At 55.1% G+C, this 16,842-nt stretch carries 13 protein-coding genes; 6 read left to right on the forward strand and 7 right to left on the reverse strand.

What is annotated here, in order from left to right; all coding sequences use genetic code 11:
• Positions 1 to 176: 176 nt before the first annotated feature.
• From AC07XM_RS09750 to AC07XM_RS09765, 4 genes are all read left to right on the forward strand, one after another.
• Positions 177 to 509 (forward strand): hypothetical protein, encoded by a 333-nt coding sequence (locus AC07XM_RS09750; RefSeq protein ID WP_172455921.1) that lies wholly within the window; start codon positions 177 to 179, stop codon positions 507 to 509.
• A gap of 210 nt (positions 510 to 719) precedes the next feature.
• Positions 720 to 2,027 (forward strand): OprO/OprP family phosphate-selective porin, encoded by a 1,308-nt coding sequence (locus AC07XM_RS09755; RefSeq protein ID WP_003253440.1) that lies wholly within the window; start codon positions 720 to 722, stop codon positions 2,025 to 2,027.
• A gap of 298 nt (positions 2,028 to 2,325) precedes the next feature.
• Positions 2,326 to 3,351: a hypothetical protein gene (locus AC07XM_RS09760; protein WP_003253439.1), complete on the forward strand. Its 1,026-nt coding sequence runs from the start codon at positions 2,326 to 2,328 to the stop codon at positions 3,349 to 3,351.
• A 127-nt stretch (positions 3,352 to 3,478) separates the two neighbouring features.
• Complete coding sequence (locus tag AC07XM_RS09765) at positions 3,479 to 3,703, forward strand: hypothetical protein (RefSeq protein ID WP_003253436.1); 225 nt, start codon at positions 3,479 to 3,481, stop codon at positions 3,701 to 3,703.
• Between the two features lie 90 nt (positions 3,704 to 3,793).
• On the opposite strand, the gene AC07XM_RS09770 is transcribed toward AC07XM_RS09765, so the two are convergent.
• The 5 genes from AC07XM_RS09770 to AC07XM_RS09790 form a co-directional block, all read right to left on the reverse strand.
• Positions 3,794 to 5,791 (reverse strand): heavy metal translocating P-type ATPase, encoded by a 1,998-nt coding sequence (locus tag AC07XM_RS09770; RefSeq protein WP_046786872.1) that lies wholly within the window; start codon positions 5,789 to 5,791, stop codon positions 3,794 to 3,796.
• Between the two features lie 201 nt (positions 5,792 to 5,992).
• A complete protein-coding gene (locus tag AC07XM_RS09775; protein ID WP_003253432.1) occupies positions 5,993 to 6,316 on the reverse strand; it encodes a DUF2790 domain-containing protein in 324 nt (107 codons plus the stop codon).
• A gap of 162 nt (positions 6,317 to 6,478) precedes the next feature.
• Positions 6,479 to 9,640, reverse strand: a complete 3,162-nt coding sequence (locus AC07XM_RS09780; protein WP_003253428.1) for a CusA/CzcA family heavy metal efflux RND transporter — start codon at positions 9,638 to 9,640, stop codon at positions 6,479 to 6,481.
• A gap of 24 nt (positions 9,641 to 9,664) precedes the next feature.
• The gene (locus tag AC07XM_RS09785; RefSeq protein WP_003253426.1) at positions 9,665 to 10,915 is read right to left on the reverse strand and encodes an efflux RND transporter periplasmic adaptor subunit; all 1,251 of its coding nucleotides are present in this window, start codon (positions 10,913 to 10,915) and stop codon (positions 9,665 to 9,667) included.
• Positions 10,916 to 10,983: 68 nt separating this feature from the next.
• Positions 10,984 to 12,255 carry a TolC family protein gene (locus tag AC07XM_RS09790; protein ID WP_016712696.1) on the reverse strand — a complete coding sequence of 424 codons (1,272 nt, stop codon included), beginning with the start codon at positions 12,253 to 12,255 and terminating at the stop codon, positions 10,984 to 10,986.
• 403 nt (positions 12,256 to 12,658) lie between these two features.
• Between AC07XM_RS09790 and AC07XM_RS09795 the strand changes: the two genes are divergently transcribed.
• The gene (locus tag AC07XM_RS09795) at positions 12,659 to 14,002 is read left to right on the forward strand and encodes an OprD family porin (protein WP_019818113.1); all 1,344 of its coding nucleotides are present in this window, start codon (positions 12,659 to 12,661) and stop codon (positions 14,000 to 14,002) included.
• A 489-nt stretch (positions 14,003 to 14,491) separates the two neighbouring features.
• Positions 14,492 to 15,166, forward strand: coding sequence for a heavy metal response regulator transcription factor (locus AC07XM_RS09800; protein WP_003253420.1), 675 nt, complete (start codon positions 14,492 to 14,494; stop codon positions 15,164 to 15,166).
• 535 nt (positions 15,167 to 15,701) lie between these two features.
• On the opposite strand, the gene AC07XM_RS09805 is transcribed toward AC07XM_RS09800, so the two are convergent.
• The gene (locus AC07XM_RS09805; RefSeq protein ID WP_074059229.1) at positions 15,702 to 15,938 is read right to left on the reverse strand and encodes a hypothetical protein; all 237 of its coding nucleotides are present in this window, start codon (positions 15,936 to 15,938) and stop codon (positions 15,702 to 15,704) included.
• Positions 15,939 to 16,213: 275 nt separating this feature from the next.
• On the reverse strand, positions 16,214 to 16,753 hold the full coding sequence (locus AC07XM_RS09810; protein WP_003253418.1) for a hypothetical protein: 540 nt from the start codon (positions 16,751 to 16,753) through the stop codon (positions 16,214 to 16,216).
• Positions 16,754 to 16,842 lie beyond the last annotated feature (89 nt).

Raw genomic sequence — 16,842 nt, forward strand, 5'->3', positions numbered from 1 at the left:
GGCTCCAGAAAGAAATCGGGAGCACAGCATCGGGAATCAGGTGGACGGTTGGAATGTGGGGATGATGGATCCCTTACTTTGAACGGCTTGGCCGGATTGGGCACTCGCTGTTCATTTCCAGCCGCTACTCAAGAAGCGTCACCCTTCCAGTGCAGAGCCTGGATTTGCACAACTTCATGCTCGTTATCCCTTGGGATGAAGAGATTTTGGCGGGCTCACGAAAGTGGGCATCGATAATGGCTGAGCATCAGGGCGGTACCACTCGGGTAAAGAACTATAACTTATCCCGTGGCCTTGTCGTAGGAGGCGCGTGTATCGGTGTGCTGCCCGACTATAGTCGAAAGATGGAGAGGAATATTCTGCCGATGCCGGGTTTTTTGGACGATCTGGAGGAGAAAGATGTCTATCTTGTTATCAAAACCAAGCTTGCCCGCAACCCGCACGTTCTGGAAATCCGTAGATTGATCAAGAAGAGCTTCTTTGATAAGAAGGACTGGCTTGTTCGGTAACAGTTTTGTTAGGTTTCAAACTCTCCTGTTAACACTACAGAAACACAACTGTCATATTCGCTTGCAATCTAGTCAGAGTGCTTAGAACAAAGGCATCTTGTTACAGCAGGTGACAACCGTGGCCTGCTCCCATCTGCAAGATAAATTTAGGCCGACGAAGGGCGAAATACAACGTCGGTAGCTAAGCACTTAACATACGAGAGGCAAGCAATGATCCGTTCTTCGAACATGCGGGAAAAGCTGTTGGCTGCCGCAATAATAGGCACATTTTCCTCGCAAGCATTCTCCGGAACAGTAACCACTGACGGAGCTGACATCGTTCTGAAGACCAAGGGCGGTCTTGAAGTATCGACTTCTGACAAGGAATTCAGTTTCAAACTGGGCGGTCGCGTTCAGGCCGACTACGGCCGTTTCGATGGTGTCTTCACCAAGAATGGCGATACCGCTGACGCCGGCTACTTCCGTCGCGCCTACCTTGAGCTCGGCGGCGTTCTGTACCGCGACTGGAAGTATCAGCTCAACTACGACCTTTCCCGCAACACGGGCAACGACTCCGACGGTTACTTCGACGAGGCCAGCCTGACCTACACCGGTTTCAAGCCCGTCCAACTGCGATTCGGTCGTTTCTACACCGACTTCGGTCTTGAGAAAGCCACCAGTTCGAAGTGGACCACTGCCATGGAGCGGAACCTCTCGTACGACCTGGCGGACTGGATCAACGACAACGCCGGCATGGGTGTTCAAGCCACCAGCACCATCGCTGACATGGCTTATGTCTCCGGTAGCGTTTTCAGCGAAACCAACAACAACTCGGATGGCGACAGCACCAAGCGCTACAACGCACGTGCCGTGTTCGCACCGCTGCACAGTGATGGCAACGTCCTGCACGTCGGTGCTCAGTACGCTTACCGCGACCTCAAAAACAGTGCGGTCGATACCCGGATTCGTTCGCGTCTTGGCGTTCGCGGTGTAGATACCAATGGCGGCGGCGATGCCGGCACCAACGGCAACCGCATGCTGTTTGGCGGTGCCGCCGCACAAGATGGCCTGTGGAAGGACGATTCGGTCTGGGGTCTCGAAGGTGCCTGGGCCACCGGCCCGTTCTCGGTGCAAGCGGAATACCTTCGCCGCAAGCTGAAAGCTGACCAGGCCAACAGCGACATGAAGGCCTCTGGTTACTACGCCCAGATGGCTTACACCCTGACCGGCGAGCCGCGTATCTACAAGCTCGACGGTGCCAAGTTCGACACTATCAAACCAGAGAACAAGGAACTGGGGGCCTGGGAAGTTTTCTACCGCTTTGACGATATCAAGGTCGAAGACGGCAACCTGGTCACCGCAGCGGATCAATCGAACGAGCGCAAGGCCAAGAGCCACACTGTGGGTGTGAACTGGTATGTCAACGAGGCAGTGAAACTCAGTGCCAACTACATCAACGTGCGTACTGACAATAACGAGAACACCGTGGGCGACGACAGCGGCAATGCAATCGTGACCCGCCTGCAATACGTCTTCTGATCCCTCTCATCAGTCTGACGTGAGAAAGCCGGAAGCGCTCAATGTGCTTCCGGCTTCCCTGTTTCTGACGTGATCGAGCTTGGAGCGTCCTCCTCCTACCTGCTCTCGCTCACCTGATGACCTCTCTTGCCAAAACTCGGCGAATCTGGTGTGATTGCCGCGTCGGGTTTTGCATGGTGGCCGTGCAAGCAAACCAAACCTGACTCCTACTCATGATTGAACCTGATTCGACGTCCAGCTTCGCGTCTAACGGCCCTACAAGCGCAGCTACCCCAACGTCGCTCATTAGGGGATAGTCATGTCTGCCAAAAAGCTGCTTCAACCTCTCGCTGCTCAGCTGCACGCCTCATTCTCGGCTTCCGGTCGCCCGTACGCTCACCAGCACATTCACCAGTTGCTCCACGCTGCCATTGGCTCCGTCTCCCCAGAAGTTGACTCCCAAGACAATCTGCCAATCCAGGTATGCCGTGACAGCGACAGGCAGTACAACCTCTACGAGACGATTGAGCGGGCGAAAAAGTGCTTGGGATTGACCGATCTTCAAGCAGTCGGCGTGGCTGAAGAAGTCATCGAAGTACTACGAGCTGCAGGGATAGGCGTGAACCAGGTTCGCCTGCTCCTCGACCCCTCCTTCACCTCGAAGACTCGTAAAAAGGCATTCAAAGCCCTTTGCAAGAATCTGGATCTGAACGAGCTCGGCGATCGATTCGTCCCGAAAACGGCGACGCTGGCCATTGCGGCGGGTATGGCACCGCCTCCGAAAATCACGTGGAAAGATCGCTTCGCACTGGCTGCAGATTTCCCTATACGGGGACAGAGCCAGCTCGTCGAAATGGTGACTCGAAGCGAGTGCTATCTGTGGGTATTTCCGCCGACTGATCATCAAGCTACGGCTTCGGCGAGTCACGACCGCTATTTCGGTGAACAGACCCATCCGAGCGCTGAGATGGGCATGGGGTTCACTATCATCGATTCCGGATCGACCCGCCCTAAATTTCCGATGCTCTCCAAACAGCCGGAAGAGACCTTCATCCAGTATTCACTTTCGGCGCCGATGTGGTTCTGGCGCGCACAAAGTAACACCTGGCGGCTGGGAAACATCCTGCGCTCCAAGATCCTTGACGGGGCTCCTTGGCATAACGAGCCCTTGAGCGATGTGCTGCCAGGTGGTCTGAAGTCTCTGCCGCGGATTTATGGGTGCACCACCTGCCAAACGCTGTTCGTCGAGAAACACAGCGGCTATCCGGATGTACCCACTCAGTGCCAATGCGGTGAGGCGAGCAGCACGCGTGACCAAAACGAGTCACCTGCTCTCAATAGCTGATTTTCCTTACGGTGGCGGGCTATGCCCCCCGTTAGGGATTGGCTATGGGAGCGGGATTCGCTCACCCCAAACCTGAAGGCGCCGCCATCTAACCGAGCGATATGAGCTGAATGCTCGCGGAGTAGATATGCAGAACAGTACCAACAAACAAGACACCCTGGCGGCGATCAATGCACTTGTGGAGATTGCGTATGATCAGGGATTTGCGAACGGACAAGGGGTCGGCAATCAAGTCGGTTTCGTAGCCGGTGTCATGAGTCTCAAAGCTGCGTTGGCCTGCGGCTTAAGGCACGGCTCACCTGAGTGTGGGAAGGCCCTTGAAAGCCTCAAGCGCATCGGGATCGACGAGTGAGAAAAGTACGGGTCGTGCGCTGATCGCGCACGACCCGTACTTCTACTTCAAGTCATTTCCCTGCTTAGCTTCATGATTGAAGCTCAGGGATCAGGAGCTTCTGCGGTAGGCCAACAACCGCAAGGCGTTGAAGACGACCAGCAGTGTGGAGCCCTCATGGATCGCAACGGCGGCACCAATGCTCAAGCCCATGATGGTAGACGGAACCAAGATGGCCACAATCCCCAAGCTGACGAACAGGTTCTGGCGGATGATCGATCGCGTGTGACGGCTCAGCCCCACCGCAAATGGGAGTTGCCTGATGTCGTCAGCCATAAGCGCGATATCAGCCGTTTCCAGGGCGACATCAGATCCGGCAGCCCCCATTGCGATGCCAACGCTCGAATTGGCCATGGCAGGGGCATCATTCACGCCGTCACCCACCATGGCCACCCTGGCGCTGAGGCGCAGGTTCTTGATGGCCTTGACCTTGTCTTCCGGCATTAGGTCTCCCCACGCCTCATCTAAGCCAACTTGTTTGGCTACCGCCTCTGCAACGCGGTTGTGGTCCCCAGAAATCATGACCATGCGGTCGATGCCCATCTCTCTGAGTTTCTGGAGTGCCTCTTTGGCACCCTCTCGGGGTGTGTCCAATAGCCCGATAGCGCCCAGATCCTTGTCAGCGCGACGTACCACCATGGTTGTGCGGCCCGACTGACGCAGACGCTCCGCAGCCTCCAAGGCTGCCTTGCTCAGTGCGGGAATACCATTGGTACCGAACATCTCGACCTTGCCAATCCAGACGAACTGCCCATCAAGCTCGGCACGTACGCCGCGGCCAATCATGTTGCTCATGTTCTTGGCTTGCAATCGGCGCCGTGTGCCAATCATCTCTTCACCGTCACGCACAATTGCCGCAGCCAGCGGATGGTCGCTCATCGACTCCACAGCGATGGCGACGTTTAGTAGATCCTCGATCTGCGTGCCGCCTACCGGTATTACATCGGTGATGCGTGGGCGCCCTTCGGTCAGGGTACCGGTCTTGTCGAATGCCATGGCATTCAAGGAGCCGAGCTCTTCAAGCGGTGCACCGCCCTTGATCAGCACGCCACCTCGGGCTGCCCTGGCGATGCCAGATAGAATGGCGCTTGGTGTTGCGATCGCCAGCGCGCAGGGGCTGGCTGCAACCAGTACGGCCATCGCCCGGTAGAACGAGTCACGGAACGGCTCATCAAGGAAAATGCCGGCAAATAGCAGCCCGACTACCAGCAGCAAAACCAACGGGACGAATATGCGTTGGAAGCGGTCCGTGAATCGCTGGGTCGGTGACTTCCTGACTTCGGCTTCACTGACCATCTTGATGACCCGCGCCAGGGTACTTTCCGTAGAGCGCCGTGTTACCTCAACCTCGATGAGCGTTTCGCCATTGATGGTACCGGCGAAGACTTTCGAGGCTGCATCCACTGCATCTGGCTTGCTGCGTGCGAGTTCGGCATCAGGGACAGGTTGCTTGTCCACGGGGACGCTCTCACCGGTTACTGGCGCCTGGTTGATACTTGAGGAGCCCACTACAACAAAACCATCGGCCGGTAGGCGGTCATTGGGGCGCACGATGACAACGTCACCGGGAACCAGCAGCTCCACAGGCATTTCCAACGTGCCATTTGCTCTGCGTACGATCGCGGTGGCTGGTGCGAGCTTGGACAGTGCCTCAATCGCTTTCTTGGCCCGCCCCATCGCGTAGCTTTCAAGGGAATGCCCCAGACTGAACAGGAACAGCAGCAGAGCCCCCTCCGCCCAGGCGCCAATGCTCGCGGCACCGGCTGCGGCGAGAAGCATCAGCGAATCGATCTCGAAGCGTTTCTGGCGGATGTTGCTGATCGCTTCCTTGGTGGTGAACCATCCACCGAACACATAGGCCGACACGTACAGAATAAGGGGAAGTCGATCAATCAGCCCAAGTTTTCCTGCGAGGGCTCCGGCACCCAGGAGAGCACCACAGATCAGCGCGAAAAACAGCTCCGTGTTCATGCCAAAAATGCCGCCATGCTCATGGCTATGACCTTCATGCCCAGCTTGGTCATCAGGGCGTTCAAGCAAACTCTTCATAACTCGTCCCTTCTGGGGTCAAGGCTTCCAATTGCCCTCTGCAGTTGGGAGCCGTCGCGGTTGGTTAGCTAAGACCTATTGCACGGTTTGCCCCGGCCCAGGCGTTAACATGTCAAAACCATGGGGCATCGGGCGTAATAAAAAATGCCAGGCACTGCCTGGCATTTATGAATTCTCTAATTGTTCTGTTCAAATCGTTTACTACTTGTTGTTGATGCATTGCGAATACATCGAGTAACGAACAGTCTTGAGCGTGCCCTGGGAGTCCTCGAAGGTCATCAACCGTGGGTAGACCTGGCAGGTACGTGGGTCCTGCGACTGACGTACGAACTTAGCAACGTCTATCTTCATGCCATATTTGTAATCCTGAATCTCTGGCATTGGCTTGCCATTTTTCTCCGCGTACTTGGCCACTGCGGTCTGGTGCTCCTTGGTGTATTGCAGCTGCTTGCTCTCGGAAAAAGTGTTGGCCTGCGAAGCCACCGAGAAAACAACAAGTGCAGCAGCGATAATTAGCTTTTTCATAAAACCCTCTCAATTTCAAAACTTCTCGGGCGTAACCTTAGCAATGCATAGGCATCACCGGCATGACGAGAAACTTACAATTTTGAAAGGTAAGTGCATCTACTTCACTTTAAACAAAAAAGCCCACAACACGTGTTGTGGGCTTCTCTTTAGCGGAGCCTGTTAGCTAACCACTTCGGCCTCGTCGCCGTCTTCATCCTTGCGGTGTGCCCAGTAATACAGGGCAGGCAGTACCAACAAGGTCAATGCGGTGGAGGACAGGATCCCGCCAATCACCACAGTCGCCAGTGGCCGCTGAACTTCTGCACCGGTACCGGTGGCCAAAGCCATCGGGATGAAGCCCAGGGAAGCTACCAAGGCAGTCATCAGAACAGGTCGCAGACGGGTTAATGCACCTTCATCGACTGCCTGCCTGAGCGTTCGCCCTTCCTCCCTTAGCCCGCGGATGAAGGCAATCATCACCAGGCCGTTCAGTACTGCAACGCCGGACAGTGCAATGAAGCCGACACCTGCCGAGATCGACAGTGGGATGTCCCGCAACCACAACGCCACAACACCACCGGTGAGTGCGAATGGAATACCGGTGAAGACCAGCATGCCGTCCTTCAGGTTGTTGAACATCAGGAACAACAAGGTCATGACCAGCAGCAAGGCGACTGGAACAACGATCTGCAGCCGTTTGGCAGCCGACTGCAGCTGCTCGAACTGGCCACCCCAAGTCGTCCAGTAGCCCGCAGGGATTTGCACCTTCTGATCCAGCGAAGCGGTCGCCTCCTCAACGAAGGATCCCAGGTCACGGCCTCGAACGTTGGCACTGACGATTACCAGACGCTTGCCGTTCTCGCGGCTGATTTGGTTCGGGCCCAGTTGCAGGTCCAGATTAGCGACCTGCGACAGCGGGATGAAACCGATCTGGTTGGCACCCTGAGCCGCATTGGCAGGCACCGGAATCAGCAAACTGGACATCCCCGCTACGTCGGTGCGAACGGTCTCAGGCAGGCGCACTACCATGTCGAACCGACGGTCGCCCTCATACAGCGTGCCGGCCTGGCGACCACCCACGGCGATAGCGATCGAGTTCTGAACATCCGCGATGTTCAGGCCGTAGCGTGCTGCTTTCTCGCGGTCGATGTTGATTGTCAGCACCGGCAGGCCGGATGTCTGCTCAACTTTCACTTCCGACGAGCCCGGTACCGCTTTGAGCGCTGCCGCGATCTTGTTGGCGGTGTTGTTGAGCACGTCCATGTCATCGCCGAAGACCTTCACAGCGACATCACTACGCACGCCCGAAATCAGCTCGTTGAAACGCAGTTGGATTGGCTGCGACAACTCGTAGTTGCTTCCTGGAACACCCGCTGCGGCCTTCTGCACCTCAGCAATCAGCTCATCGCGAGGCTTCTTGGGGTTAGGCCACTGATCCTGAGGCTTGAGCATGATGTAGGCGTCGGAGGCGTTCGGTGGCATCGGGTCAGATGCAATTTCCGCGGTACCCGAGCGTGCGAACATCCGCTCGACTTCAGGCACCTGCGCTATTACCGCTTTCTCCAGACGCTGCTGCATCTCGACGGACTGAGTGAGGCTCGTTCCAGGCACACGCATGGCCTGCATCGCAAAGTCACCCTCACTGAGGCTTGGGATGAACTCGCTACCCATACGACTTGCCAGCACACCACTGAGCACGACCAAGGCTACTGCGGCCGAGAAAGCGATGTTCCGATGTCCCAGCACCCATTGCAGAACCGGCTCATAGCGCAGTCGAGCTGTGCGCATGACCACGCCTTCCTCTTCCTTCACCTTGCCAGTGACGAACATGGCAATAGCTGCAGGAACAAAGGTAACGGACAGGATCATTGCGCCCAGCAGAGCCATCACAACGGTGAACGCCATAGGGTGGAACATTTTGCCTTCGACGCCGGTGAGGGCGAAGATCGGCAGGTACACCACCATGATGATCAGCTGACCGAAGATCAGCGGCCGGCGAGCTTCTCGCGCCGCGGCAAAGACCTCGTGGAAGCGTTCGGTTTTGGTGAGCATGCGGCCATGCTTATGCTGCGCATGAGCCAGTCGACGGATCGCGTTTTCTACAATAACCACGGCACCGTCGACGATGATGCCGAAGTCGAGTGCCCCCAAACTCATTAAGTTGGCACTGACCTTGTTGTTGAACATGCCTGTGAAGGTGAAAAGCATGGACAGCGGAATCACCATCGCGGTGATCAGGGCTGCACGGATGTTGCCGAGGAACAGGAACAGAATCGCGATTACCAAGATCGCGCCTTCTACCAGGTTCTTCTTCACCGTCGCGATGGCTTTTTCAACCAGGTTGGTACGGTCGTAAACGGTCACAGCCACCACGCCCTTTGGCAGGGTGCGGTTGATGTCCGCCAGTTTGGCGGCGACAGCTTGAGACACAGTACGGCTGTTTTCACCAATCAGCATGAACACGGTACCGAGCACGACTTCGCGGCCGTTCTCAGTAGCAGCACCTGTGCGGAGTTCTTTACCGATGCTGACGTCAGCAACGCTGCTGATGCGAATCGGTGCACCATCCACGCTGGTGATCACGATGTTGGCGATGTCTTCGATGTTGCCTACCTGGCCGGGCGCACGGATGAGCAACTGCTCACCATTACGTTCGATGTAGCCGGCGCCGACGTTGGCATTGTTACTTTCCAACGCTGCGACCAGGTCATTGAGGGTAAGCTTGTAGGTAGCCAGGCGCTTAGGATCTGGCGCAACCAGGAACTGCTTGGCATAGCCGCCGATGGTATTGATCTCGGCTACACCCGGGACGTTGCGCAGCTGAGGCTTGATGATCCAGTCTTGGATCACGCGCAGGTCGGTCGGGGTGTAAGGCGTACCGTCCTCTTTGACCGCGCCATCTTCGGCTTCAACGGTCCACAGGAAGATCTCGCCGAGGCCGGTAGATACCGGGCCCATAACGGCCTCTACGCCTTCTGGCAGCTGTTCCTTCGCAACCTGCAGCCGCTCGTTGATCAACTGGCGGGCAAAGAAGATGTCAGTGCCATCCTTGAAGATCACGGTGACCTGAGACAAGCCAGAGCGAGACAGGGAACGGGTCTGCTGAAGGCCCGGGAGACCGGCCATGGCCGTTTCAACTGGAAACGTGATCCGTTGTTCGGTTTCCAAAGGCGAATAACCAGGCGCTGCAGTGTTGATCTGCACCTGGACGTTGGTGATATCGGGTACCGCATCGATGGGCAGCTTTTGATAGCTGTAGATACCGATACCCGCCATGATCAGAACAGCGATCATTACTACGATGCGCTGCTCGATGGCGAATCTGATGATACGTTCAAACATGAGAAATCATCCTGTCAGTTCGCATCAGTGACCGTGTTCGGCAGAAGCTTTGCCGAGCTCGGACTTGAGTGTGAAGCTGCCACTGGTTGCTACCTGGGCGCCGGCTTCAATACCGTCGATGACTTCCACGTACCCATTGTCGCGACGACCCAGTTTTACCGGGCGGGTGTCAAACCCATCTGGGGTGCGTACGAATACCGAGGGTTTGTCTTCAACGGTCTGGACTGCGTGCTCAGGGACCGCTACGGCAACTCGATCAGTCTGGGAAGTGACCGCAATGTTCACGAACAGGCCTGGACGCCAGGCACCGTTGGGGTTGGTCAAGGTGACGCGGACAGTGGCTGCGCGGTTTTGCTCGCCCAGCAGGCTCCCGACATAACCCACCTTCCCTTCGACCTCGACATTCATGTCAGGCGAAGAGACTTTCACCGCACGACCAGTCGTGACCTTGCCCAGATCTGTAGGCGGGACGGCGAAGGTTGCCCAGACCTGATTCAGGTCAGAAAGGATGAAGGCGTTGGTCGCCTCGCTGACGACTTCGCCAACGGTCAGGTGTTTCTCCACCACCACGGCGTCGAAAGGAGCTCGGAGTTCGTAACGATTACCGCCAACGGAGTTAACCGAAGCACCGATCGCACCGACCTTCTGCTTGGCGTTGGCCAAGGAGATCTCCGCTTCTTGCAGCGCTTGGCGTGCTTGGAGGTAGTCTTGCTCCGCGGAAATCTTGTCCTGCCACAGCTGCTTCTCACGCTCGAAGGTCACTCGCGCCAGTTCGACGCGACGCTGTGCGGCCTGTTGTTCGCTGCGCAGGTCAGAGATCTGCTGGCTCGCGATTACAGCGAGGACCTGACCCTTTTTGACCGTCTCACCCAGGTCGGCTTGGACAGTCTCTACAACGCCAGGAACACGAGGAACCACGTGGGCGGTCCGGTCTTCATCGAAGCGAATTTCGCCCGGGAAGCTCACGACTGTACCCAAGTCACGCGGCGCTGCAGCTTCCAGGGCAACGCCGGCAGCCTTGATCTGCTCAGCGCTAAGCGTCAGCTTGCCCTCTTCTTCACCGCCCTCTTCGCTGTGGCCTTCTTCACCATGGCCCTCATCACCCTCCTCTTTGGCGGCAGATGCGGCTTTCTTTTCGTCGCCATGGCCATCGTTAGCGCCATGCTCGGCGGTACTAGCGGCCTGCTGTCCAGAACTGTTGTTCCAGGCAAGGCTGCCAAATCCGAGGGCTGCCACAGCGGCTACCGCGAGGGCGATCTTGCGTTTGTTATCCATTGCTACTCCTGCTGATCGTAGGCACCGGCTTGTTCAAGGCTGTGTGCCGAAGAAAATGTTTGGCCCGTTCAGCGAGCGCCGGCAGTTGAGCCGACTTCGCCATAAACCCTTTCCACCTGCGCACGCGCATTGGTCGCCGCTGCCAACGATTCGAGATATTGGCCACGAGCGACGATCAAGGTGCGCTGGGCATCCAGCACTTCGATGAAACCGAATTTGCCCATCTCGAAGCCGCGGGTTGCGGTATCTACGGCTTGTTGGGCTGACGGCAGAATGGTCTTGTCGTAGGACTCGACCTCCTGCATGGCGGTGGACCACTGGTTCAACGCGGTTTGGGTTTCGGTGCGCAGCCGCAGCTCCACAGCATTGCGCTGGTCTCGGGCCTGATCTGCACGACGAGAAGCGGAAAGAATGTTGCCCTGGTTGCGATCAAACAGCGGCAAAGGCATAGAGACGCCCACAGTGTTGACACGCTCGCGCACAGAGCGGTCGTACTGGCTACCTACGCTGACGGTAAGGTTCGGGATACGCTGAGCTTTCTCTGAACCGAGCGAGGCATCGCTCTTGTCGATCTGTACCACGGCCTGGCGCATTTCTGCGGTCTGATCGAGCTTCGCCAGCAGCTCTTCAGTCCGCGGTGGCAGTCCCGGGGAGAGGGTTGGCGATTCGAGTCGATCAAAGACGGTGACCGAGCTCCCGGTAATTTGAGCGAGTTGCTGGTAAGCGGTCGTCTTTTCGGTTTCGGCACGTCGAACTTGCAGCTTTGCTTCGGCCAGTTGTACTTGGGCGCGGGTGGCCTCTACTGGAGACGATTTACCTGCGCGAACACGACCATCGACGATGCGGAGACCGCGCTCAGTCAGTTCGAGAGATTGCTTGGCCAGGTCAAGGCCTGTCTGGGCCCGCAATGCGGCGTAGAAGGCCTGTACGACGTCTGCCCGCAGACCGTTCACGCGACGGTCCAACTCCAGCTGTGCGGCGGTCTGCCCGTAAGTGGCGACGTCAACACGAGCTCCCCGCTTACCACCCAGCTCCAGGGTTTGGCTAAGCGACACGGTCGTCGTGCTGGTGTTACGACGGGTGTCTTCCACGTCGTACGAAATAGTGGGGTTGGGGATAAGCCCGGCCTGCTTGCGAGCACCATCAGCGATGCCAATCTCTTGCCGGGCCGCGGCCAGGTCAGGGTTGGCATCCATGGCCGTCGAAAGCGCCTGGGGCAAGCTGATGCTTTGGGCAAGAGCTGCAGGTGCCATCAATCCAGAGATGACTGCACAGAGTGCAGCGATCTTCCAGGGCGAGACGGAGGTCTTGGATAAGACATTGCGGTTATACCGGGGCACTTTGATGGTCCTCGTGCACAAACTTCGATAAAGCTTGGCGAGAACGCCGAAACAGCTGCCAAGCCCCACTTGATTAGGTGATGTCACTCTAATAACCTGTAGCTATCAGAGGGGTGGCTAGAAAATTACAATTCCGTAAGAATGTCCTGTAATGCCCGAAAATACTGGGAAACCAAACCCGACACGATGATTTCGTTACAAGCAACGGAGATGGCAAACACGCGGTGCGAAGGCCCGAACAACAGGTAGATGACGAAATTGTAATTTTCCTATCACCCCCCCGTTATCTTCGGCCTGCAAATATGAGCTCGCGCTACGCTAGGCGCGCCGCCTGGTCAGAACAATTAACGACACCCGCGCCGGTAAACATAATAAAAACTGCCGTGAATCAAAGGAGCATCGGATGAAAATCAAAGTACCACTGTATTTGGCGGCAGTTTCTGCGCTGTCTGGAAGCTATGCTATTTCGGCACAGGCAGAAGACAAGCCAGAAGGCTTCATTGAAGGCAGCAGCCTTACAGTGCTGAACCGTAACTTCTACTTCAACCGTGATAACCGCGACAGCACTGCCCCCACTTATAACAGTGGCAAGGGCAACACCAACGGCTACTCCGAAGCCTGGGCGCACGCGATCATCAGCAAATTCAACTCTGGGTTTACCCAGGGAACAGTTGGCTTTGGCGTTGATGCCTTCGCCATGATCGGCCTCAAGCTCGACACCGGTGATGGGCGCAACGGCGGCCGTAGCTCCTTCGACGTGCTACCCGTTGATAACAAGGGCGAAGCTCGCGACGAATACACCAAGGTCGGCGGCGCAGCCAAAGTCCGCTTGTTCGATACCATCGTGAAAGTAGGTGATGTTTTCCCATCGACTCCGGTCGTTGCATCCGGCGACTCTCGCCTGCTGCCAGAAAGCTTCCGCGGCGTGACCGTTGAGAACACCAGCATCCAAGGCCTCACCCTGCAGGGTGGTCGTCTGCATGCGATGAGCCAGCCGCTCTCAAGCAACCTGAACGACAACTTCGTGACGTTCTACGGCGGCCCGGTCAACTCGCCATGGATCGGTTACGGTGGCGGTGACTACTCGATCAACGACAACTGGACTGTGAGCGTCTACGCCAGCCAGCTGAAAGACGTCTGGAATCAGTACTACGCCGGCACCAGCGTGGTTTACCCGCTGAGCGACGATCTGGCGCTGATCGGTGGCTTCAACTACTACAAAGCCGTAGATGAAGGTAAGAAGCGCCTGGGTGAATTCGACAACAACATCTGGAGTGCCAAGGTCGGCGTGCGTTACGGTGCCCATACCCTAGCCCTGTCGCACCAGCGCAACAACGGCGACGACGATTTTGACTACCTGCGTCAGTCGGACTCGATTTTCGTCGACAACTCCATCCAGTACAGCGACTTCAACTCGCCGAAAGAGCGTTCCTGGATGCTGCGCTATGACCTGAACTTCACCAGCTACGGCATTCCAGGCCTGACGTTCATGACCCGCTACGCCAGAGGCTCGGGCGCGGATTACTCGAACGCTAACCAGTTCTACATGCGCACTGATGACAACGGCAACCCGCTCGACAATCAGAAGCGTTGGGAGCGTGACGTCGAAGTCAAATACGTTGTCCAAACCGGTCCAGCAAAAGATCTGTCCTTCCGGTTGCGCCAGGCAACCACACGTGCCACTGCATTCGAATCGGATCTGGATGAAACCCGTGTGATCATTGAGTACCCGCTTTCGATTCTGTAATTCGCTAACTGGACCAGTTATTCATTAACTGGTCCTATTAGTAAAACGAGCATTACGAATTCACCTTGAGTGGCTTAAGTGCTCCTTTGGTAAAAGGTGGATATTTGGCGCCCATTGGGCGCCTTTTTTTTACCTAAAATTCAAGCAAGCGTTCGATTGTACGCATTGCATGCCGGTGAAGTTCATGACTACACCAATGACCAGCTTCCTCGATGTGAGCGACCTCGCCGTCATCTGAGCGGAACGAAGCCAGCACAAAAAAGAAAATAACCCAATACTTCATAAGGTCAAATCACCTGCTGGAGAGAGGGCCCGCAACTGTCAAACCCAAACCGCGACAAGATATACCGCCAGACTATCAACTGTATTACCTAGAAATTACAAATCCGTCATTTGAGCCCCGGCACGCTCATTTTGATTTACCATCCCTTTCAATAATGCCGGCGCGCGTGCGCGGTTAATTGCTCAGTGATATCGAGACAAAATCCCATGCGAATTCTGGTAATTGAGGATGAAGTAAAAACTGCGGAGTATGTGCGTCAAGGTCTGACGGAGTGTGGCTATGTCGTAGATTGCGTCCACACCGGATCAGATGGATTATTCTTGGCCAAGCAGCATGAGTACGAGCTGATTATCCTCGATATAAACCTACCAGAGATGGACGGTTGGCAGGTCCTTGAGTTGTTGCGCCGTAAAAACTGCCCGTCCCGCATCATGATGCTGACGGCGAGAAGCCGATTGGCGGATAAGGTCCGGGGGCTGGAGAACGGCGCAGATGACTATCTGATCAAACCATTTGAGTTCCCAGAGCTGCTAGCCCGGGTTCGCGCCTTGATGCGCAGGTCAGATCACCCCGCATCTGTGGAGGTCATTCGCGTGGCCGATCTGGAACTTGATCAAAGCCGGCACAGGGCATTCAGGGACGGTCAGCGTATTGATTTGACCACCAAAGAATTCGCGTTGCTGCACTACTTGATGCGTAACACCGGGGTGGTACTGAGCCGTACGCAGATTATCTCTCAGGTTTGGGATATGAATTTTGATTGCGACACGAACGTTGTAGAGGTGTCGATTCGAAGACTCAGAGCCAAGATAGATGACCCCTTCGAAACCAAGCTGATACACACACTTAGAGGCGTAGGGTATGTACTTGAAAAGCGTTAATTGCCAAACTATATAGTATCGAGATCGGCTAACTAATTCCGTCGCAAACGTGCCTACTGAACTGGATTTTACTATTTACGACCCGCGGCGCTGATTCCTTACCCCGCAAATGAGGTAGGCTGTGCATGAGGTATAGCATTGATTATCAGCAGGTCTCGGAGGATCAAGAGTTTGTCAGGCCTGATGACCGCTCAGCTGATATTGTCTTTAACAGTGAGCATGGCTTAGCTCTTATCCCATGTGTTGGCGATGTAGTCAACCTACCCTCTACGGCCGTCAAAGCGGGGGTTTGTGGCGTCGTCAGATCAAGAATTTTCAATTATCTCAGGGGTCCTGAAGAGTTTTACTGCCACGTCAATATTTTTGTTGAAGAGGCCGACATCAATTTCGGCAATCTAATATCCGAATATATGCGTAACCAGGCACGCTCACGATCACCCTCCTCATAGTGGTTTGAATAGTCAATACGGATTCCGTCCTTTTATTGAGTGCTCAGTAGAACCCACGTTGCAGAGCTCTACTGAGCCCAAAAACCTTATTTCCGCTGCTGTGCAAAAACCACTAACTGCCACTCAATCTTGCCCGCGCCAGGTGCATGCTGGTGATGGTTCTGTGGAGGAAGAACATGCCCTTTGGCAATACCGATCTCATCCCCGCAGGAGACGCATCGGTAAATGCCTGGATTTGGCGCTTCGGTACCAGGCGAATACTTTTTATCGTACTCCGAATGATCACTTTTGTGCAGAAAATTGCCGTGCTTATACTGAGCCATATCTATTCCCTTGAACTGTTGCTCTATATTTTTGTGCCACTTTACCGGGGCACAGAATAATTTTTATCACGTAATGACGAATAGATTCCAGCGAAGTTTTCCATAATCGCTCAGTACGCAGCCTACTTTCGTAGCATTTATTATTCTGATTGTGTCAGGCAGGAGATTTTTATGCCGGCGGAATTTTGGCGCCATGCTATGGCACCAGGATAGAGATCAAATCACGCCATCAAGTGACTCTTGCTATTCGAACCTGCCCCTACAAGAACAGGTAGTCACGGCACCCTGCTAGAGCGCGGGAGAGGCGGAGCACACAGAGCAGGCGTCATTGTTTTTTGAATAGCGCACTGAAAAATATAGAAGTACAAGAAGCCCGCAAAGAGAACAGTAGGCGCCATCAGAGCCAATTGAGGATCCATAAACCCTGAAATTACATACTGCTTAAGTGTAAGAGAAGCCAGGATAAAGGCCGAACAATACAAAGCACCTGTAAATTGATTCCCTAGAAAGCTTAGCACCCCACTAAAGGCATTATTGGCGCTCAATAACACTGCCTTCAATATGGTCCAACCGAAAAGCGGAAGGAAAATCTTCACCATAAAGGCAAATAAAGTTGTTGAGGCGAACAGTTTCAGTGGTATCTCTGCCCATGGCTTGATGGTACCGTCGTTTTCTACACCAAAGAATAGGATGGCATTCAGGATAATTGCTATAGAGCAGCATATGATGAGGCGTATCACCTCCCGTTTAAGCGGGGCCATCATTATAACTGAGTTAATGCTTTTCGCGATATATTGCTTTAGAGCCTGGGTCATTGACCTATTGCGTCCTATGCTAGCCGAGGTGATAATATTGTATTGATGCAGCAGTAATAGACTGACGCTTTATTTATTTCTCAGTCAAG

It is taken from the genome of Pseudomonas sp. GW460-LB5, assembly GCF_059423245.1.